We start from the raw sequence: 20,102 nt of genomic DNA, 5'->3' as shown, positions 1-20,102 counted from the left end.
CGGCCCTGCTGTCATGATGCGACCCGAAGGTGCGCCATCACATGCGGGCGCGCAGGGAAACCCCGAAGTAGCGATCGGCATCGCGCGGGATCTGCAGCCGCTGCCCGGCGGACACGTTGAGCAACACGTAACTGTCATCGGTGATGTTGCGGACGTGGAAGGTCAGGCGATACTTGTCGTCAGGATCGGAGAACCCGATCGAGGCGTTCCACATGCCATAGGGATCAATCGGCCCGGCCTCGCCCAGATCGGAAAACTGGCGACTGGTGTGACGGTAATCGGTGTTGAGATAAATCCGCGCAACATCGCCCAAATCGGCGGTGTAATCGCCGCCGATGGTATAGACGAACTTGGGCGCGAGCGGCAGCTGTGTGCCATTGATCGCGCTGGGCGCATTGGTCAGCGGGTTGGGGTTGAACTCCTTGACCCGCGCATCGGCATAGGCCGCGCTGGCGCGGAAGTTGAGGCCAGAGGCTGGTGCGACCACCAGATCGGCTTCGAACCCTTCGCTCTTCACCGTGCCCGCATTGGTCAGGTTGGACACGACCGCGCCATTGAGCAGCACGAAGTTGTTGGCCTGGAACCCGTCATACTCGACCGAGAAGGCGGCAAGATTGAGCTGCACCCGGCGATCAAGGAACTGCGATTTGATGCCGATTTCGAAGGAATCGGACAGCTCCTCGTCAATCGGGATCGCGTTGGTGGGGGCGGTGTGGTTGAAAAACACGTTGAACGCCGGGCCCTTATAGCCGCGGGTATAGCTGCCATAGAGCATCACGTCCTCGGTCGGCGAGAATTGCAGCACCGCCTTGCCCGACAGGTTGCCATTGTCGGTCGATCCTGCCGAGGTGTTGGTGCCGTTTCCGCCGCTGGCGATGGTGCCGCCGGCCGGATTGCCCGAAACGCCCGGCCCGGTTGCGGGCGCGCCGTTGGTGGCATTCACGCCCGGTGCGCGGGTGTGGCTGAATTCCAGATCATCCCAGGTGTAGCGCAATCCGCCAGTCAGCGAGAGCTGTTCGCTAAAGCGATAGGTCGCCTGCGTGAACACCGCAAAGTTCTTCGACGTCACTTCGCTGAACGATGTGGCGGTGGGGAAGATGGTGTTGACGGTATCGTTCAGGTTGCAGGGCCGGCCGCCGGTGCTCGGATCGACCGGCAGGGTGGACGAGGCGCAGGTGATGTTGCGGCGGGTGAACACCTGGGTGTTATCCGATTGCCACGCAAACACGCCAGCCTGATAGAAGAACGGCGCGCTCTGGTCTGACGAGATGCGGGCCTCGATCGAATATTGCTCGGTGCGCACGACACCGTCATCGTGCAACTCGCCCGTGCCCACGATGGCGCGGGGCAGGAAATCGCCTTCGCGCAGTTCGCGGTTGAACCAGTTGCGATAACCCAGAACCACGCTGAGGGTGTGGGTGTCGGAGAGCTCGAAATCGCCCGAACCGGTCAGGCTCCACTGGCGATCACGGGTTTCGGTAACAAGGTTGTGGTTGATGAAGCGCTGGTCTTCGCCCTGCGCCGAACCGCCGGGCAGGCCGAGTTCGGCATCGAGCACCGCGCCGCGGCTGACCGCGGTTACATCGGCGCAGCAATCGTCGTTTGCTTTGTAGTAATCGGCGATGAAACGCAGGCTGGTGCCGCCATTGTCGTAATCGAGGATGCCGCGCACGCCGTAGCGTTCGTAACCGTTGACGGTGTTATTCCTGCCGGCATTGATGTTGGTGATGTTGCCATCAAAGCTGCCGTAGAAGCCTGTAACGCGGGCCGCGAGGTTTTCCGCCAACGGGCCGGCAATGGCGGCGCGCAGGCGCACTTCGTCGCCTTCGAAATAGTCCACACCGGCTTCGGCTTCGAGGGTGTCGCTGCCGCCCTTGGACACGATGTTGACCAAGCCTGCCGAAGCATTGCGGCCAAATAGCGTGCCCTGCGGGCCGCGCAACACTTCGAGCCGTTCGATATCGACCAGATCCATGAAGGCCTGGCCTGAACGCGACAGAACGACCCCATCGACAACGGTGGACACACTGGGCTCTGCCGCGACCGAGAAGGTGATCGTGCCGACGCCGCGCATCACGATTGCGCTGTTGGCGCTGGTGGTGCCCTTGCGGAAGGTCACCGAAGGAATGACAGTGCTGATATTTTCGAGGCTGAAGACCACCGCCTGATCCAGCCGGTCACCCGAAACGGCAGTGATGGCAATCGGCACATCCTGCACATTTTCTTTGACCTTCTGGGCAGTTACGATGATTTCTTCGACCTGTGCCAAGGCCGGTGCGGTGTACATCAGCGCCAGCGAACTGGCGGAAAGGGCAAACGCCCTGATCGCAACACGGCGCGCAATTCGGGTGGTGGTGGACATCGCGATTCTCTCCCCTGCTATGTGATCAACTCTTTCGGGCGACGGGTAAGATCATCGCCCGCGCGGTCGATCTTTCAGCCGTCGGGTTGCGCTTTCTGCCTTGGTATGTCAAGCGGTGTCAGAACAAGCCAGTGGGTGTGCTGGCCGATGGGAATAGGGTCTGGATGTTGCAGGTTACTGCGAACGAGGGGGGATTTGATCTGCTGCTGGCAGGGCAACCTCTGCTTGTTCACCGACCTGATTACCCGGCAATTTCATTGGCTTGTGGGGATCCGCAAGTTACGATGGCACGCGGCAATTTCCGCCTTTCCGACAAGACCGCTGCGGCCCCGCCTTTGGCCGGTTGCAGTTTTACGGATTGCACAGAGGTGGTGCTGACAAGCCACAATGCCGCAGCGCGAGCCGATGTGCGGGTTTCATCCGACGGCAAAGGGCTCTCAATTTCCACCAACCCGCCGCATAATCGCATCACCATCGACTTCCAACTCGGCGCCGATGATGTGCTGTGGGGCGGCGGGGAGCAGATGAGTTATATCGCGCTCAATGGCCGAACATTCCCGATCTGGACGAGCGAGCCGGGCGTCGGGCGCGACCCCGGCACGCCGATCACCGATCAGGCCAGCGCCGATGGATCATTTGCAGGCGGCGATTACTGGACCACCAATTACCCTGAGCCTACCGTGCTGTGCTCTGCAGGTTGGGCGCTCAGTCTCGCCAATGCGGAATATGTTGAACTGGATGCAACCGAAGCCGGGCGTTTGCGAGTGCATGTCTGGTCAGGTTGCGTCGCCATAGATCTGTTCGAAGGCACGCCTGCCGATCTGACGCGCCAATTGGGAGAACGCTTTGGCCCGCGCCCCGCACTGCCTGATTGGGCGTTTGGCGGGGCGGTGGTTGGCCTGAAGCAGGGAGAGGCCAGTTTCGGCCGGCTGGAGGCGCTGATCGATGCCGGCGCGGCAGTTTCGGCCATATGGTGCGAAGACTGGGTCGGCATTCGTGAAACCAGCTTTGGCCGTCGCTTGTTCTGGGATTGGCAGTGGAACGCGGATCGCTACCCCGATCTGCCCGGCCGCATTGCCGCCCTGAAGGCGCGAGGCATCCGGTTTCTGGGATATGTGAACCCCTACCTCGCGGTGGACGGCCCACTGTACGCCGAGGCTGCGGCTCAGGGTTATTTCGCCCAGAACCCCGATAGCGACACCCCTTATCTTGTCGATTTCGGCGAATTTCACGCTGGTGTCGTCGATTTCACCAATCCCGATGCCTGCGACTGGTTCGCCGAGGAAGTCATCGGCAAGCGGATGCTCGATTTCGGGCTCGACGGGTGGATGGCCGATTTCGGCGAATATCTGCCGACCGATTTGCGACTGTTCGATGGCGATCCGATGCAGGAACACAACCGCTGGCCAGTGCGCTGGGCCGAGGTCAACGCGCGCGCCGTCGCCTCGCGCGGCCGCACGGGCGATGTGCTGTGGTTCATGCGGGCGGGCCATACGGGCGTGCAGGCGCATTGTCCGCTCTTGTGGGCTGGAGACCAGTCGGTGGACTTTTCACGTCATGACGGGATCGGCACGGTGATCACCGCTGCGCTGTCGTCCGGCCTTGTCGGCAATGCTTTCAGCCACTCCGACGTGGGCGGCTACACGAGTTTATTCGGCAACATCCGCACCCCCGAACTGCTGCTGCGCTGGTATGAACTGGGTGCCTTTTCCCCCGTATTCCGCACCCACGAAGGCAACCGGCCCGACGACAACCTCCAGATCGACTCCTCCAGCGAGTTGATCGACGGTTTCGTGCGCTGGAGCCGGGTCTACGCCGCGCTCGCACCCTATGTGAAGCATCTTGTCACCGAGGCGCAAGTGAGCGGTCTCCCGGCACAGCGCGCATTGTTCCTGCACCACCCGGACGACTGCGAGACCTTCACCATTCAGGATCAATACCTCTATGGTGCCGATGTGATGGTGGCACCAGTGATCGAAGCGGGGGCGGTGATGCGCAGGGTTTATTTGCCGCAAGGCGCGTGGCGGCATATGTGGAGCGGGCAAGATTACGCCCCCGGCTGGTATGATGTCCCGGCGCCCGTCGGCCAGCCGCCCGTATTTTTCCTTGCTCACAGCACCTTTGCGCCCCTGTTCGCGGAATTCGCTGCATGAGCCGCGCCAATATCAAGGACGTCGCCGCCCGCGCCGGGGTTGCGGTGAAAACCGTCAGCCGGGTGCTCAATGGCCACCCCTATGTCAGCAAGGAACTGCGCGAGAAGATCGAAGCGGCGATGGCCGATCTCGATTATCGCCCCTCGGTCGCGGCGCGCATCCTGTCGGGCGCAAAGTCAAACCAGATCGCGCTGATCTACGACAATCACAGCCCCTATTACATGTTCCAGATCCAGAAGGGCTGCTGGGAGGTGTGCCAGGAAAACGGTATCCGCTTGCTGGCGCAGCCGGTCGATGTCGCTGATCCGCGCGTTGGCGACCAAGTGCGGGGGCTGGTGAGCGAGACCCATGTCGATGGCATCATCCTGTCCTCCCCCGTCACCGATTGCGACCCGGTGCTGCGCGCGCTTGAGGGGATGGATGTCCCTTTCGTGCGCATCTCGCCGGGTACGAACCACGCGCTCACCTCCAGCGTGTTCATGGACGACGCGCAGGCCGCCGATGACATGACAACGCATCTGATCAACGCCGGGCACCGCCGGATCGGGTTCATCAAGGGCCACACCAACCACATGGCGTCGGACGACCGGTTGTTCGGATACCGCCGCGCGCTCGACCGGGTAGGCATTCCGTTCGAGCCGCAGATGGTGGTCGATGGCGAATTCGATTTCGATTCGGGCGTGGCGGGCGCGCGGGCGCTGCTCGACCAGCCCGGGCGCCCGACTGCAATCTTCGCTTCGAATGATGACATGGCCGCAGGCGTGCTCGCAGTGGCGCATGATCGCGGGATCAATGTGCCCGCCGAACTGTCAGTGGCGGGTTTCGATGATACCACTCTTGCCCGCACCGTCTGGCCGCCGCTGACCACGATCCGTCAGCCGATGGCCGATCTGGCGCGCACAGCCACCCAAATCCTGATCGCAGGCGGGGACATCACCCACAAACGCCTGCCCCACGACCTTGTGGAGCGCGCCTCGGTCGCCCCTCCCAACAGAGCCCCCCGAAGAGGAACAATTGATGAGTGAACTGCCCCTCCCGCCAGCTACCCGCACACTGGGCGCAAGCGGTATAGCTGTATCGCCGCTGGCCTGGGGAATGTGGCGGTTGGCCGAAAATGGCCGTACCGCTGCCGATGCGGCCGATCTGGTGCACGCGGCGCTGGATGCCGGGATTACCTTTCTCGATACTGCCGATATCTACGGCTTTGACGGGCAGGGCGGGTTCGGCGATGCCGAGGCGCTGCTTGGTGAGGTGCTGGCTGCTGACGCTTCGTTGCGTGACCGGATGGTTCTGGCGACCAAGGGCGGCATCCTGCCGCCGCTGCCTTATGACCAGAGCGCGGATTACCTGCGCAAGGCAATCGACGCTTCGCTCGCCCGCCTGAAAGTGGACAGTGTTGATCTGTGGCAGATCCATCGTCCCGACATCCTCGCCCATCCGCAAGAGGTGGCGCGGGTGCTCGACGATGCGGTCGCGAGCGGCAAGGTGCGGACGCTGGGCGTGTCGAACTTCACGCAGGCCCAGACGGCGGCGCTGAACCATTTTCTCGGCACCAAGCTGGCGACAACCCAGCCGGAGATCAGCCCGCTCAGGATCGACTGCTTCGAGAACGGAGAGCTCGATCAGGCGATGCTGTTGGGGCTGATACCGATGGCATGGTCGCCCTTGGGTGGCGGCAGGCTCGCAGCGCCGGAGACCGCGCGGGACAAGGCCGTAGCCGCCGCGCTGGATGTCGTCGCCGGAGCGCAGGGGGTGTCGCGCACAGTTGCCGCTTACAGCTGGCTGATGGCGCATCCTGCCGGGATTGTCCCGATCATCGGCTCGCAGAACGCAGACCGGATTGCGGAAGGGGCGCAGGCGCTCAAGGTGCGCTGGACGCGGCAGGATTGGTACGCGGTGCTGGTGGCCGCGCGGGGCGTGCCCTTGCCGTGAAGGAAAACACCTGTTCGTGCTGAGCTTGTCGGACGCGAAGCGGGCCAAAGACCAACTACCGTCCTTCTTAAGGATGCGCGGGTGGGAAGAAGAAAGAACAGCCCTTCGACAAGCTCAGGGCGAACGGAAATCGGGATGGGAACGAAGCCATGACTGACCAGCAACAATGCGAAATCGCGTGGTTCTCCGCGCTGTGCGACGATGACTACGAATTTCTCGGCGTGCCCGATCCCTATCTGGCGTCAAGCTGGGAGCATTGCCGCAACATCGTGATGCGCGCCGAGGAGGGCGGGTTCGACAATATCCTGCTGCCTTCGGGCTATCAACTGGGCGTCGATACCACGATCTTCGCCGCTGCCGTGGCAACGCAGGTCAAGCGCATCAAGCTGCTGTGGGCAACCCGCATGGGCGAGGACTGGCCGCCGCAGCTGGCGCGCCGGATCGCGACGCTCGATCGCATCCTGGGGCCTAACGCGGCGGGGACGGGCGGGCGTCTCAACGTCAACATCATCTCATCCGACATGCCCGGTGAAAAAATCGAAAGCGGTCCGCGTTATCGGCGCGGTACCGAGATCATGAAGATCGTGCGGACGCTGCTCAATGGCGAGCATCTCGATTTCGATGGCGAGTTCTACAAGCTCAAGCTCGATCCGCCGCGCATCACTACCCTGTCGGGCAAGTGCCCGCCGTTCTACTTCGGCGGCCTCAGCCACGAAGCCCGCGAATGTGCGGCGGAGGCGGCGGATGTTTACCTGATGTGGCCCGATACGATGGACAAGGTGCGCGACAATATCGCCGACCTCAAGGCACGGGCAGCCAATCACGGACGCTCGCTCAAGTTCGGATACCGCGCCCACGTGATCGTGCGCGAAACCGAGGACGAGGCGCGCGCCTATGCCGATCGCTTGCTGTCGAAGCTGGATGACGAGGCCGGCCGGGCAATCCGCGAGAAATCGCTCGATGCCAAGAACTACGGCGTCCAGCGCCAGCAGGAATTGCGCGGCGCGGCGGATGGTGACGGTTTTGTCGAAGAGAACCTGTGGACCGGCATTGGCCGCGCGCGTTCCGGCTGCGGCGCGGCTATCGTTGGCACGCCCGATCAGGTGCTGGCCAAGCTGCGCGCCTATCAGGCCGAAGGGATCGAGGCCTTCATCCTGTCAGGCTACCCCCACGCACAGGAAGCCGACCTGTTTGCCCGCCATGTGCTGCCGCAGATCCAGCACGGCCCGCTCGAACTGTAGTTGCCGCGAGCGGGTTTGGCGTTGCAATCAGGACGGTCCGGAAAGGTCGTAAAGCGCGCAAATGTGCCCAGGTGTGAAATCGGGTCTGTTGATTGGCGCCGCAATAATCTAGGGGGCTTGCTGAATGAGCCTGACCCGCGACCGATAAAGGCGCGGGCGTGACCGGCCGCCCCTTGGCCCAACAAACCCGCTGCGGCAGGTTTTCCGGCTATCACACAATAAAAGCCGCGCTGCGAACCGCACCCCGGCAGGAGTAATTACACATGAAAGGCTACAAGGCGCCGAGCTTTCAGGACCGCGCAGCGGCTTCGTTGCAGGCCAAGGAAAAGGCTCTGGCAAAGCTGAAGGCAGCGCCGCAGCCCGACGCGGCCGAACTGGCCGAGCGTGCGGCGCGGCGGGTGGAACGCGAAGCACAGGCCGAGGCCAAGGCGGCAAAGGCCCGCGCCGCGCGTGAGGAAAAGCAGCGACTGGCCGATGAAAAGAAGGCCGAGGCCAAGCGCGAACTGGAAAAAGCGACCCCGCCGGAACGCACCGAAGAAGAGAAAAAGGCTGCCCGCGACGCGCGTTATGCTGCGCGCAAAAACCGCAAGTGATATCTGCGGGGATGCAGCTTCAGAACTTCGATATTGCGACGTTCCTGAAAGATTACTGGCAGCAAAAGCCGTTGCTGATCAGGTCTGCGTGGGCATCATGGGTCAACCCGGTCGAGCCTGACGAACTGGCGGGGCTCGCGTGTGAACCGCTAGTCGAATCGCGCATCATCACGCGCCGCGAACAAGCGTGGGAACTGGAACATGGCCCCGTGGCGGAAAACCGCTTTGCCGCTGCCGGTCGCGATCCCTGGACTCTGCTGGTGCAATCGGTCGACCATCATCTTCCCACAGTTTCCGCGTTGCTCGACCAGTTCCGCTTTGTGCCCAACTGGCGCGTCGATGATGTGATGGTCAGCTATGCGGTCGATGGCGGCGGGGTTGGCGCGCATTTCGATCACTATGATGTGTTTCTGGTGCAGGGGCTGGGCCGGAGGCGCTGGGAAGTCGGCGCTCTGTGCGATGATGACACTGCCTTGCTGCCACATGACGGACTGCGCCTGCTGGCTGATTTCCAGCCGACCGATGAATGGATCCTCGAGCCCGGCGATATCCTCTATGTGCCGCCGCGCGTGGCTCATCGCGGCACGGCAATCGGGGATGATTGCATGACCTATTCGATCGGCTTTAGGGCACCCTCGCGCAGCGAGTTGATCGAGGCCTGGGCCGATGACATGGCAGCCGATCTGTCGGACAGCGATCGCTATGCCGATCCGCATCTGGCCAAGCAGGACAATCCCGGCGAAATCAGCGCGGAAGCGCTCACGCGGCTGCAAGCCATGATCGCTGATATGCTGCAAGACCGCAGCCGGTTTGCACGCTGGTTCGGCCAATACAACACCGCGCCCAAGAACCCCGAAATTGACTGGCGGCCCGACGAGCCAGCGCAAACCGACCATATCCGTCAGTGGCTGGCAGCAGGCTGGCCACTGATCCGCAACCCTGCCAGCCGGTTCTCTTTCGTTCGCGAAACAGCGTCATCGGTGATGCTGTTCGCTGACGGGCACTGCTTCTTGTGCAGCGACGATGCAGCAGATTTCGCGCAGGCAATCTGCGCCGAAGCGGGATTGAATGCGGCTCCCGAGGTTTCACCCGCAACGCTGGAACTGATCACTGCGCTGTTCAACGAAGGCAGCCTCGCCTTCGATTGTGAAGACGCTGACGCGGACTAGGCCGAGGTTTCTTCGAACGCGCCCGGCGCTATCCCCGCGACTTCCCAGTCCCCGATCGACCACCTGACCAGCCGCAAGGTGGGCAAGCCGACCGCTGCCGTCATCCGCCGTACCTGCCGGTTGCGGCCTTCGCGTAGAGTGATTTTCAGCCAGCAATCGGGAACGGACTTGCGCTCGCGGATCGGCGGGTTGCGCGGCCAAAGATCAGGCGCGTCGATGCGTCTGACATCGGCAGGTAGGGTCATGCCATCCTTGAGGCGGACCCCTCTGCGCAAGGGTTCGAGATCCTGCTCCAGCGGATCGCCTTCGACTTGCACCAGATAGGTTTTGGGCAGCTTGAACTTCGGATCGGAAATCCGGGCCTGCAACCTCCCGTCGTCGCACAGCAACAGCAGACCTTCGCTGTCGCGGTCAAGCCGGCCAGCGGGATAAACGCCCTTAGCAGCGATGTAGTCCGACAGGGTTGCCCGCACCGTCTCCGAACCGCGATCGGTGAACTGTGACAGGACACCGAAAGGTTTGTTGAACAGGATCAGCCGGGCCATGCCACTGTCCATACCGAACTGCCTTTCCGTTGGGACAGCGGGATAGCTTGGGCCCCGAAGATAACCTCATCATCGTTGGGCATAACCGGGGCGGGGCTGTGCCAGACTAGCGCGGATAGGCCCAGCCACACGCTGAACATGATCAGGTAAGGCCAACGGCGCGGCCACAACCGGGCCACCAGCATCGTTGCCGCCGCTGTGCCAGCAAGAGCGAGGAGTTCCGAATTTGCCGCCGCGGGGCCGCCGCCAGCGAGCGACGTCTGGATCGCGGCACTGGCCCATTGTGCGGGCAACAGCGCCAGCAGCCAGTCGGGCAACGCACCCGGCATGGCCGATGCGGTGACCAGTACCGCCGCCTCGCCCGCGACCACTGCCACGGCGACCCACCAGCCTTTGCCAGCGGCGCTGCGGGCAAACAGCGCGCCCCGCGCAGCGAAGCTGATGGCTGCGATGATTGCGGCAAGTGCGGTCGAAAGAAGGGCAGGTGGGCCCGGCATGCCCAGCGCTATCGCACTCACGGTGAGGCCAGCGCCGGTCAGCAGAGCGAGCAGCACGCCAAACCACAGCCGTCCGGCAGCCGCCGCCGCGATCATCCCTGCCCCCATCAGTCCGATAGCCACAATCGGGCCGCCGACCGATGCCAGCGGCGCAGGGGCAGCCTTATCCGCCAGCATCAGCAAGGCCACACCCGGTGCAGCGACCCCGCCCAGCGCAACGGCCAGCCATGGCAGAAGGCGCCAAGGACGTGGCTGGGTGTGCGACAAGGATTTCATCGGACAGACCTTGATCGAAGCATCCGGCAATGTCGAGCATACCGACATCGCAGCGCCCGAAGCGCAGCCAAGACAGGGCGTCAAAAGGTTCTCGTTCGAAGAGAACCCCATGTCTGTCATGTTGTTTGGATCTGAAGATATTCGTGGCTGGGGCGGAAGGATCCCCAGCCAGGAATGATCCAAATACCTGAAAATACGAGTTTCTTGCAACCAAATCCGGCCAAAGCACCACGACAGGGTGCCACGGCAGGGTGCCACGGTAGGAGACCACGGCCATGTGCCGCATTCAAAACGTTACCCGCAAGCAGGGAACCTATTACTTCCGCAGATCCATACGTTTAGGCCCTGATAAGCCTTTTCGGTTACGCTTCTCGCTCAAGACCACGAGCCGGAAGCGGGCAGCTTTGCTCGCCCCGGCCATGACCCTGATCTGTGAACGGCTCGCGATGAACATGACCGCCAAGATTGCGACCGACGGACTGACCGCCGCACAGCGCGCGGAGATCTTCCGCCGCCAGATGCTGGTCGAGCGCGATCGGCTCGAGGTGATGCATGCCCAGCTCCATATCCTCCCGCCGCAGGACCATGAGGACATCGACCAGGCGCTCTCGCTCCGGCTCGGCGCAAGCGAGCTGGCAGCAATGGACGGAGCCACCAAGGGCAGGGTCGAGGATTTCCTCGTCGCCCGTGTCGATCCCGATGCCGATGATGAGCCGATCGTGGTCATGGCGTGGTCGGATCTCGCTGCCTCGATCACGCAGGACGGCGCCGAGGAAGCCGCCATCGCTCGCCTTGCCGAGATCGGCGTGGAACAGTCGGCCTTGCGCGAGGTGATGGCCCGTAAGGTCGTCAATCAGGCGCGCATCGAGGCGATCCGGGAGTTCAGGAAGGTTTTGAGCAATCCCGGTGCCGCCTACGCACCGGTTCCTGTGGCGGGCTACGAGCAGCCGGCGCATCCCCATTCATACGCGGCGGCACCGAACCCTCCGCAACCGCCTGCTGCACCTATCGTCGCGGGGCCATGGTCGATATTGAGGCCAACCGAAGCGGTGGAGAAATTCTTCGAGCATAACCCGCGCACCGGCGGGAAGGATGGCAAGTCCCGCCGGAAGAGCGGGGAACCCTGGACGAACAAGACCCGGGAGCAGTTCAGGCTTCCTGCGCTCTTGCTCGAGCAAATTATGGACGGCCAGCCCCTGGTCTCCGTCACCCATGATCATCTCGTCCAGCTCAACAACTGCTTCGAGGCGCTGCATGGCCCCTCGTTCCGCAAATCGCCCAAGCACCGCGAAATGACGATCTGGCAGATCGTGGAGGAAACTGCGGAACGTGTCAGGAAGGGTGAGGCGGCCATTGGCAAGGCTGCGAAGCGTAAGGCTCAAGGCGGGACTGTCGAGATGCCTACCGGCGCGCTGACAAGGGATCAGCTTGGGCTCGGCCTCAGCACGACCAACCGCCATTGGGGCTTCCTGCGCCAGCTCACCACCTGGTTCGAAAAGCACCATCCCCTGAGCCCACTCGACTACAGCGCATTCATCGAAAACGACGATCGCAACGCCCGCGACCAGCGCGACGCTTACACCGAAGATCAGGGCCGGATGCTGTTCAGCCTTCCGCCCTGGACGGGATCCAAATCCCTGACCCGCCGGATGCAGCCCGGTGACCTCATCGTCCACAGCGCGTGGTATTTTGTTCCCCTGATCGGCTGGTATACCGGCATGCGGCGCGAGGAAATCTGCGGGCTCATGCTGGATGATATCGAGGTGGTCGAGGGCCATTGGCAGTTCAACGTCAGGCCCACAGAAATCCGGCGCCTCAAGACGATCACCTCGGCCCGCAGATTGCCTTTCGCGAGCGAACTCATGCGTCTAGGTCTCCCGGATTACGTCACAGCATTGCGCAACGCAGGCGAAACCATGCTGTTCCCTGAACTTATGCCAGAGAGCGGGAAGGGCGCCTTGGGAGATGCCTACTACAATACGATCTGGACAAAGATTGCGCGAGCTTTGCCGTTCCTGAAATCGGGCCAGGCTACGCAATCCTTCAGGCACACCGTGATCAACGCAATGAAGGGCGCCGAAGTGATGCCTGAATTGAGAGCGGACTTCGCTGGCCACAAACTGTCGAGCGAAACCGAGGGGCGTTATTCGAAAGCGCATATGGCATTGCTGCGGAAGGCTGCCAAGGCGATCCCCAACGTTACCGACCACCTCGATCCTTTCCCGGTAACGCTACTTCCCGCCCGCTTGCGTGCACCGCGAAAGGCAAGGGCGTCCAAGCCGCTCAAGCAGGCCTGAGGCGTAGGGTGTGTTAGGCGATTACTAAGGAACCCGCTGACGGCCGGAGCACGGGCTATCCTTTTCAGACGTGGGAGTAGAGCACCTTTCTCGCTTTTTTCAGAGGCGCGGGAAGGTTGTGACGATCGACGGCATCGCTCTTTGCCGTGGTTCAGAGGATAGGATGCGAGTCCACTTTTCCGTTCACCCGCAAAACGCAGAAAACCGCGGGTTGGAACACGCCGGTAGGGGCGTTTGCACCAGCGGTGACACGCGACGAATCCCGCTGCAAGGGCCGAATACGGGCAGGGGAGGGCGCTGATCCGCGGGCGCGAACGGGGGGTGAAACCATACCACTTATATCGCTGGTCCAGCCTCCAGCTGGCCGCTTCCACATTCGTTCAGCGGCGCTTACCTCACGTCGAAGACGACGGTGCCGCTCATTCCATGGCCGTCGGCAGCAGCGGCCTGCCAGCGGACTTCGTAGGTGCCAGTGGGCAGTGGCTTCTTGAGCGCAAGGGTCATGGTCTTGCCCTCGTCCGACCAGTTAGCGGTGAAGTTGCGGATCACCATTTCACCGTGGTTCGCCATACCGGGCATAGCCGTCATGACGATACTGACAGCGGCGCTGGACGGGTCCACGGCTTTGCTGAAGGTCAGGGTGATCTCCTTGGGGGCCTTCGTTTCAGTGCCTGCAGCCGGAGTAGACGCTGTCAGTTCGACATGGGCCAACAGAGCCGTGGGAGCGAGTGACGAGAGGGCAATGCCAGCGAGAAAAGCAAGAATGCGCATGGGTGATGTGTCCTTCGATGTGATCAGAACCAAAAACGGATACCGGCGACAAAGCTGGTGACAGACGGGTCTTCGCCGCGAGCGCGGGCCAGTGTCGCGCTGCGCCCGGTGCGCCATGACTGCTCGATGCCGATATAGGGCGCGAATTCACGGCGGATTTCGTAACGCAGCCGCGCGCCGGCCTCGATCTGGTCAAGCCCGGCGCCGATGCCCAATTCGGGAATGGTCTGCGCTGAAAGGTTCACCTCGATGCGTGGCTGCAGGATCAGGCGCTGGGTGATGCGCTGGTCGATCTCGGCTTCAAGGCGTGCCGTAAGATCGCCGCGATGCGACAGGAACAGCGCGGTGTCGATCTCGAACAGATAGGGCGCAAGGCCCTGCACGCCGAGCACCGCATGGGTGGTGTCCGGCCCGCCGATGTCGTGCCGGACGCCCGCCTGCACGTCCCAGAAGGGCGCGAAGGCCTTGGCATAAAGTGCCTGCACCTCGGCATCTTCGGGATTTTCGCCGAATGTGCCTTCGCCTTCGGACTTGAACCACAGCCGTTCGGTCGGGCCGCCGTAATAGCCCTGAATGTCCCACAGATAGACGTCTTCACCCTCGCGCACCTGCGCTTCCAGCCGGTCGCCCTGAAACCAGAACACGGGGAAATCGCCGTGGGTGCGGCGCAGATCCTCGCGCGAGGCCTGCATGGCATCCGCGCCCCAGATGGCATCGGCTGCGCGCGTGGGTCCGCTGCCTGCGGCTGGCGGCGGGGGCATCTCCATCGCCGGGCCAGGAGAGGCTGGCTGCTCCGGTTCACCCATGCCGTCCATGTCATGACCGGCGTGCAGGTCTTGCGCTGCGAGCGGCGCTGCCGCCAGCAGGGCGACGAGTGACAGAGCGGTCTTCACGAGGCCTACTCCGGCCCCATGACGGTCACGGTCTGCATCATCCCGCCGTGCATGTGATACAGCAGATGGCAGTGAAACGCCCAGTCGCCCGGCTCGTTGGCGGTCAGATCGAACTGTGCGCTTGCGCCGGGCTGGACGATCACGACGTTCTTGCGCGGCTGGTGCGCGGCATCCTCGCCGTTGACCAGCTCGAAGAACATCCCGTGCAGATGTATCGGGTGCGCCATCATGGTGTTGTTGACGAGTTTGACCCGCACCCGCTCGTCCCATGCAAAGCGGATCGGCACGTCGCTGACGGCGGAATACATCTGGCCGTCGAACGACCACATGTAGCGTTCCATATTGCCGGTCAGGTGCAGTTCGAGCAGACGCGACGGGCGGCGGGTGTCGCGGTTGGGCTCAAGCGCCGACAGCATCCGGTAATTCAGAACGCGGTGATCCACATCGCGCAGGCCCAGGCCGGGGTCGCCGAGCTTGTCTACCGGCGCCATGGAAACCATGTCGATCCCGGGCCCGATCTTTACATCGGGGGGCAGCAGTAGCGTGTCACGCATCTTCATGCCGTCCATGCTGTGACTGCCACCCATATCGCCGTGGTTCATCCCCATGTCGCCCATGTCGAGCAACGGTGGCTTCCTTGGTGGCGGGATAGAGGCGCGCGCACCGGGGCGGCTGGCTAGGGTAGCGAGCGCCATTCCGGAACGATCCATGCTTTCCGCGACGATCGTATAGGCCTCGGAGCGGGGCTCGATGATAACATCGTAGGTTTCCGCTGTGCCGATCTGGAATTCGTCGACTTCGACCGGCTTCACGTTCTGGCCATCGGCGGCAATCACCGTCATCGGCAGGCCGGGGATGCGCAGGTTGAAGAAGGTCATGGCCGAGCCGTTGATGACACGCAGGCGGACGCGTTCGCCCGGATTGAACAGGTATTCCAGCCCCTCCTTCGGCCCGCGCCCGTTGGCTAGGTAGGTGTAGGTGGATCCTGTCACATCTGCGATATCGGTCGCCGGCATGCGCATGTGCGCCCACATCCGCCGGTCCTCAGCGGTCAGCGGGTAGTCATCCGCCCAGCTGGTCTGCTGGTAGTTGAAATAGCCTTCGCCTTTGCGCAGCCGGTCCATGACCTTGTGCGGGTGCAGCGGAGTGAACTCGCTCAGGAGCAGGATGAAGTCGCGGTCATATTCTGCCGGCTCATCGCCAGCCGGATCAATGATCAGCGGGCCGTAATGCCCTTGCTGTTCCTGCAAGCCCGAATGACTGTGATACCAATGGGTGCCCGCCTGTCTGACCGGGAATTCATAGGTGAAGGTCTGTCCCGGCTTAATCCCGGGAAAGCTAATCCCCGGCACACCGTCCATGTGGAACGGCACGAGCAGCCCATGCCAGTGGATTGAGGTATCTTCGTCAAGATGATTGGTGACATTGAGGCGGACATTGGTGCCTTCCTTCATTTTCACCAGGGGGCCGGGCACACTCCCGTTGACCGCAACGCCGTGCCCTTTGCGACCCTGAACCACGCGCGGGCCGTGCCCCACGGCAAGATCGATCACCGCGCCCGACACCTCGTCAAAGCCAACGCGGATCGGTGCGCCGCCGCGTATCTTGTGCATCGAATCGCCCTGCGCCCAAGCGGGCAACGCGGCAAAAGCGGAAGCGGCACCGGCTCCGGCAAGCAGGCGACGACGGGTGACAAGCGGTGCGGTCATGTCTCTTATACGCGGGAGCGCGGCTCACCCCTCACCATCTCCAACAATTTCTGCCGTGCGCGATACAGCCGGGTCTCTACCGCCTTGGCGCTGATTCCAAGGGCTTCGGCGGTTTCCTGCTGGCTCATACCTTCGATCGTGCGCAGGATCAGCACGTCTTTCAATGAAGACGGCAGGTCTGCAAGGGCGCGGGCGGTGACGACAAGTTCCTGCCGGCTTGCCGCATGCGTCTCGGGCGAGGGAGCGTCATCGGCGATCCAATCCGCCGCATTGTCGGCCATCGGCAGGCCGAGAAATCGCCGCACCGCGCGCCGCCGTGCCCAGTCGCGGCACTTGTTGAGCGCGATGGCCGCGATCCACCCGCAGAAAGGTCGCGCCGGATCGTAGCGCGACAACGCGCCGAAGGCAGCGACAAAGGCCTCTTGCGTGATGTCGAATGCTTCCTCTGGGTCGCCCGTCGCGCTGCGGGCGAGGCGGTAGACCGCCTCCCGGTGCCGCTCCACCAGCGCGCGTGCCGCTTGCGCATCAGCGGCCAGCACCCCGCGCACCAGCGCCGCGTCTGGATTATCGCTGTTCACTTGCCCGGTTGCGCAAGGCTCTTAGCGACTGCCGCATCGAACTTGGCCTGCTGATCAGGGCGCAAGATCGCGCGCATCGCAAAGACGTGCTCCAGCGTCGCCTTTTGCAGTTCGCCCATCGCCACGTGGGACGCATCAACCGCTGCGGACACACGTGGACCATACTGGTGTTCAGCGGCAATAGCATCCGCAAGCCGGGAGTTGTCAGCTTTCAAACGCGCTTCCAAGGCCTCGCGCTTGGCGGCGAAATCACGTTCCAGCAAGCCGAGTGACCGTTCCTGCGCCGGATCAAGGTCAAGTCCATCATGCATCAGCGCATGCAACTCTGCCCCGCCATGATGCGGTGCAGGCTGCATTATGCGTCCGATCCACACGCCCACCAGCGCGAGTGCGACCACCGACACGGCAGCGATCAATAGGCGGCGTAAAGTCATTGCTTGCCCAGCGCTATCAGAGGCGTCAGCGAAGGTGCCGGGCCAAAGGCAATCAGCGACGTTTCCGCCTGAGCAGGAATCTGCATCCCGCCGGCCACTCCAATGCCAAGCGCGGCGACCATCGCTGCCCCAAGTGCCCTGCGCGACTGGAGTGCCTCAACACGCGCCTGCGTGGCCAAGGTAGCGCCGTCGATTGCGGACAAATCTGGCACGGATAAAGCAACCAGCCGCGAGAGAATGTTTTCGAGATCCATCGTCTTCCTCCTGCAAGAGGTTATACGCATGCAGGCCTATAACCCCTCATCGCTTCTGCTAGGCTCAGGACTCATTGTGGTAGCCAGAAGATGACGGTTGCGGCGATGCAGATGGCGGACATGAAGGTGTGTGCGCAGCGGTCATATCGGGTAGATATTGCGGCCAATCGCCTTTCCACCCATCTACGGCTGTGAGCGGAGCAAATGCGCAATCCCGAAGCCGGCATGGCGGCTTCGCCTCCGTCCTGAAAAATTTCTGCCCTTCAGGTTCCGACCCCTTTCTGGACGAATTTCCTTTGGCAAAAATGTTTCCGACCAGCGCTGCCTGATCGTGGCGACCATATCTCCGAATTGTTTGTGCGACTTCCCGTTGCCTCTGGCCCTGCTGGCAATCGCGCGGTTCAGCTCCCACGCGATTGCACGCACTTGAATGGATGGGGATGCTAGAGTCCGGTGCGGGAACAGGCCGACAATTGCCAAAAGACTGCACCCCGCCCCTGTATATCTATATCGCCCTACATGAATCGAAATAGCGGGAAACATACTGCTTCTCCGTGCGAGGATAGAACTGTAAGACAGTGGGCCTGCCAGCATTCGAGATCTCGAAAATCGTCTGTTTGTTGGGGTTCCCCCCTGAAGATTGCAAGATCTTGGTGACGACCATCCCCTTACGTAGCCCCATCCTGTTAGCAGCCGATCCGTCGGACACCTTCTCGATGCGGAATGTTCCGTCAGATTGTGTGCTAAATTCAAAGCCCAGCTCATATTTAGGCTGGGTAGTAGTGTTGATCTTCAAACAGCCGGAAAAGGCGGGATTACCAACGATGTTCAATTGGCGAACGTCTGCCAAATCACCGTCTACCGTAAGCCTCAACGAGGGATCGATCTCATCGAGCGCTTCATAAAATTTTTCTATCGGTGATCTTGAGGGATTTATCTCGGCGGCTCGCCTAATTGCAAAAAGAAGGCCATCCTTTTGCTGCCGAGTTTGTTGTATACGAAAATGAAGATCCAGACCGATTAGTGCCCCACGCCAATACTGGTAGTAAGCCGGAACTACGCCTCGTTCGCCGGGTTCAGAACCTGAATTAATTGCAAATTCTTCATTTGCCTCGTCGAACGACTGCAGAACTTTAGTCCAACCCTCGCGATAATCGCCCTCAGATATCCGTCCCCTCTCGAAAAGAACGATTCTAGCGATGGCATCGGTTATGCCCTCGTAGAACCAGTAATTTGCTTCAGAAACGCCGTTGCTTCCTAACGTGCCTAGCTCGTAGCCAGTGATTTGATGAGCGACCTCATGGTATAGTGCTAGGCGATGGTCCGTTAGCTTGCTATCTCCAGAAAGCATTATTGCCATACCGTCCCTCACGGCGGTGCCTTGGAATGCTGACGCGAGATCAGGCCGAATGAATGGAACTAGTGCAACTGAGTAAACATCCGGCCATGTTCCCGTCACAGCTATAATATCTTGGATCGCTTCGCCAATGATCTTGAACGAGGAAACCTGCGCTGGCGTTAGGCCAGTTGCCCATGCTGTCCGAACCAACTGACCGCTTGGCAGGCGTGTATCTTCATAGTGAAGACCTTCCCCGATCAAAAAGAAAGAGTCAGACAGTTGATTATTCGCAATCAGGATCGAGCGTCTTGGAAGGATGTTTGAAAATAGCGCTGGATCAGCAACGACCTTATAGCGACCTACAGGCGCTTGCGGCAAAATAATCGCAGGACCGAACGCAAATGACCATTTTTTTCCGCTAACGGGAACGCGGAAGTCGGAAGCTTTCGAAAGTGGTGAGGGTGCTATAATATAATTTAGTCGCTGAGTTGCTTTTAATGCTCTTAGCTGCTCATTCGAGATTCGTCGCCAAGACGACGAAAGCCGTTGATCTAAGGCGATCAATGCGCTGAGCCCATCGGCTTCGCCCCAGCGGTCCGGCAAGTAGATCGTGTCGCCCTCTCCGATGGCTTCTGGGAAAGAGTAACGTAGATAGAAAGAACCCTGCGCGTCCCTGCCCGCGGTCTCTCGGATGTCCAGTTCACCCGTAGCGACCGGCTGTTCCTCCGCCTGAAGGGCCAGAGCCCAGCCAGCAGCAACGAAGACGACGAGCGCAACAACCAGCTTCGTTGACCGGCGCATCAGGCAACCTCCTATGCAAGCATTTCCAATGCACTGGAGAACTTAATCCGGCAACCATCAAGCAGGATCGACGCTTGATCAAACCGGCAGCAAACCACCCATTCTCGGTCATGAGCGGGGCTGCTGTGCGATCCTGAAAGCTGCACGGCGGCTTTGCCCCCTTAGAGAAAAATTCCTGCCATTCTGGAATCGACCCCATTCCGGTCATAAAATCCGCTCGCCGACATGGCCTGCTGCACAACGCGTCACCCGCTGGAT

18 protein-coding genes and 1 pseudogene are annotated in these 20,102 nt (G+C 61.6%); 8 read left to right on the top strand and 11 right to left on the bottom strand.

Going from position 1 to position 20,102, the window contains the following annotated elements:
* Positions 1–37 precede the first annotated feature (37 nt).
* Positions 38–2,362, bottom strand: a complete 2,325-nt coding sequence (locus tag IP79_RS15000; protein WP_054120123.1) for a TonB-dependent receptor — start codon at positions 2,360–2,362, stop codon at positions 38–40.
* Positions 2,363–2,526: 164 nt separating this feature from the next.
* Here IP79_RS15000 and IP79_RS14995 point away from each other — a divergent pair, with 164 nt between their 5' ends.
* The 6 genes from IP79_RS14995 to IP79_RS14970 all read left to right on the top strand — a co-directional run bounded on the left by IP79_RS14995 (position 2,527) and on the right by IP79_RS14970 (position 9,450).
* Positions 2,527–4,515 carry an alpha-glucosidase gene (locus IP79_RS14995; protein ID WP_054120122.1) on the top strand — a complete coding sequence of 663 codons (1,989 nt, stop codon included), beginning with the start codon at positions 2,527–2,529 and terminating at the stop codon, positions 4,513–4,515.
* On the top strand, positions 4,512–5,540 hold the full coding sequence (locus IP79_RS14990; protein WP_054120121.1) for a LacI family DNA-binding transcriptional regulator: 1,029 nt from the start codon (positions 4,512–4,514) through the stop codon (positions 5,538–5,540). Before IP79_RS14995 ends, IP79_RS14990 begins: the two co-directional genes overlap by 4 nt.
* On the top strand, positions 5,533–6,447 hold the full coding sequence (locus tag IP79_RS14985; protein ID WP_054120120.1) for an aldo/keto reductase: 915 nt from the start codon (positions 5,533–5,535) through the stop codon (positions 6,445–6,447). Before IP79_RS14990 ends, IP79_RS14985 begins: the two co-directional genes overlap by 8 nt.
* A 149-nt stretch (positions 6,448–6,596) precedes the next feature.
* Positions 6,597–7,688 (top strand): LLM class flavin-dependent oxidoreductase, encoded by a 1,092-nt coding sequence (locus tag IP79_RS14980; protein ID WP_054120119.1) that lies wholly within the window; start codon positions 6,597–6,599, stop codon positions 7,686–7,688.
* A gap of 263 nt (positions 7,689–7,951) precedes the next feature.
* A complete protein-coding gene (locus IP79_RS14975; protein WP_054120118.1) occupies positions 7,952–8,281 on the top strand; it encodes a DUF6481 family protein in 330 nt (109 codons plus the stop codon).
* Positions 8,282–8,292: 11 nt separating this feature from the next.
* Positions 8,293–9,450 (top strand): cupin domain-containing protein, encoded by a 1,158-nt coding sequence (locus IP79_RS14970; protein ID WP_054120117.1) that lies wholly within the window; start codon positions 8,293–8,295, stop codon positions 9,448–9,450.
* On the opposite strand, the gene IP79_RS14965 is transcribed toward IP79_RS14970, so the two are convergent.
* Positions 9,447–9,995 carry a pseudouridine synthase gene (locus tag IP79_RS14965; protein WP_054120116.1) on the bottom strand — a complete coding sequence of 183 codons (549 nt, stop codon included), beginning with the start codon at positions 9,993–9,995 and terminating at the stop codon, positions 9,447–9,449. The genes IP79_RS14970 and IP79_RS14965 overlap by 4 nt on opposite strands.
* Positions 9,983–10,768, bottom strand: coding sequence for a hypothetical protein (locus tag IP79_RS14960; protein WP_420705633.1), 786 nt, complete (start codon positions 10,766–10,768; stop codon positions 9,983–9,985). Before IP79_RS14960 ends, IP79_RS14965 begins: the two co-directional genes overlap by 13 nt.
* Between IP79_RS14960 and IP79_RS15600 the strand changes: the two genes are divergently transcribed.
* On the top strand, positions 10,749–10,946 hold the full coding sequence (locus tag IP79_RS15600) for a hypothetical protein (RefSeq protein WP_054120115.1): 198 nt from the start codon (positions 10,749–10,751) through the stop codon (positions 10,944–10,946). The genes IP79_RS14960 and IP79_RS15600 overlap by 20 nt on opposite strands.
* Before the next feature lie 97 nt (positions 10,947–11,043).
* The gene (locus IP79_RS14950; protein WP_054120114.1) at positions 11,044–13,065 is read left to right on the top strand and encodes a site-specific integrase; all 2,022 of its coding nucleotides are present in this window, start codon (positions 11,044–11,046) and stop codon (positions 13,063–13,065) included.
* A gap of 390 nt (positions 13,066–13,455) precedes the next feature.
* Here IP79_RS14950 and IP79_RS14945 read toward each other — a convergent pair whose 3' ends face one another.
* The 8 genes and pseudogenes from IP79_RS14945 to IP79_RS14915 all read right to left on the bottom strand — a co-directional run bounded on the left by IP79_RS14945 (position 13,456) and on the right by IP79_RS14915 (position 19,844).
* Positions 13,456–13,836, bottom strand: coding sequence for a copper resistance protein CopC (locus tag IP79_RS14945; protein ID WP_054120113.1), 381 nt, complete (start codon positions 13,834–13,836; stop codon positions 13,456–13,458).
* Positions 13,837–13,859: 23 nt separating this feature from the next.
* A complete protein-coding gene (locus IP79_RS14940) occupies positions 13,860–14,729 on the bottom strand; it encodes a copper resistance protein B (RefSeq protein ID WP_054120112.1) in 870 nt (289 codons plus the stop codon).
* Positions 14,730–14,734: 5 nt separating this feature from the next.
* Entirely contained in the window at positions 14,735–16,438 is a 1,704-nt protein-coding gene (locus IP79_RS14935) for a copper resistance system multicopper oxidase (protein WP_082337264.1), read from the bottom strand.
* 5 nt (positions 16,439–16,443) lie between these two features.
* Positions 16,444–17,016 carry an RNA polymerase sigma factor gene (locus IP79_RS14930; RefSeq protein ID WP_054120111.1) on the bottom strand — a complete coding sequence of 191 codons (573 nt, stop codon included), beginning with the start codon at positions 17,014–17,016 and terminating at the stop codon, positions 16,444–16,446.
* Positions 17,013–17,450 carry a Spy/CpxP family protein refolding chaperone gene (locus tag IP79_RS14925; RefSeq protein ID WP_054120110.1) on the bottom strand — a complete coding sequence of 146 codons (438 nt, stop codon included), beginning with the start codon at positions 17,448–17,450 and terminating at the stop codon, positions 17,013–17,015. Before IP79_RS14925 ends, IP79_RS14930 begins: the two co-directional genes overlap by 4 nt.
* Positions 17,447–17,704 carry a hypothetical protein gene (locus IP79_RS14920; protein ID WP_054120109.1) on the bottom strand — a complete coding sequence of 86 codons (258 nt, stop codon included), beginning with the start codon at positions 17,702–17,704 and terminating at the stop codon, positions 17,447–17,449. Before IP79_RS14920 ends, IP79_RS14925 begins: the two co-directional genes overlap by 4 nt.
* Before the next feature lie 71 nt (positions 17,705–17,775).
* A pseudogene (locus tag IP79_RS15925) lies at positions 17,776–17,913 on the bottom strand (IS5/IS1182 family transposase); the annotation flags it as partial.
* Positions 17,914–18,209: 296 nt separating this feature from the next.
* A complete protein-coding gene (locus IP79_RS14915; RefSeq protein ID WP_054120108.1) occupies positions 18,210–19,844 on the bottom strand; it encodes a hypothetical protein in 1,635 nt (544 codons plus the stop codon).
* Between the last annotated feature and the right edge of the window lie 258 nt (positions 19,845–20,102).

It is taken from the genome of Porphyrobacter sp. AAP60, from assembly GCF_001296025.1.
Lineage (GTDB): Bacteria > Pseudomonadota > Alphaproteobacteria > Sphingomonadales > Sphingomonadaceae > Erythrobacter.
The sequence above is the reverse complement of the archived record's forward strand: the minus strand, read 5'-3'. Positions and strand labels throughout refer to the sequence as shown.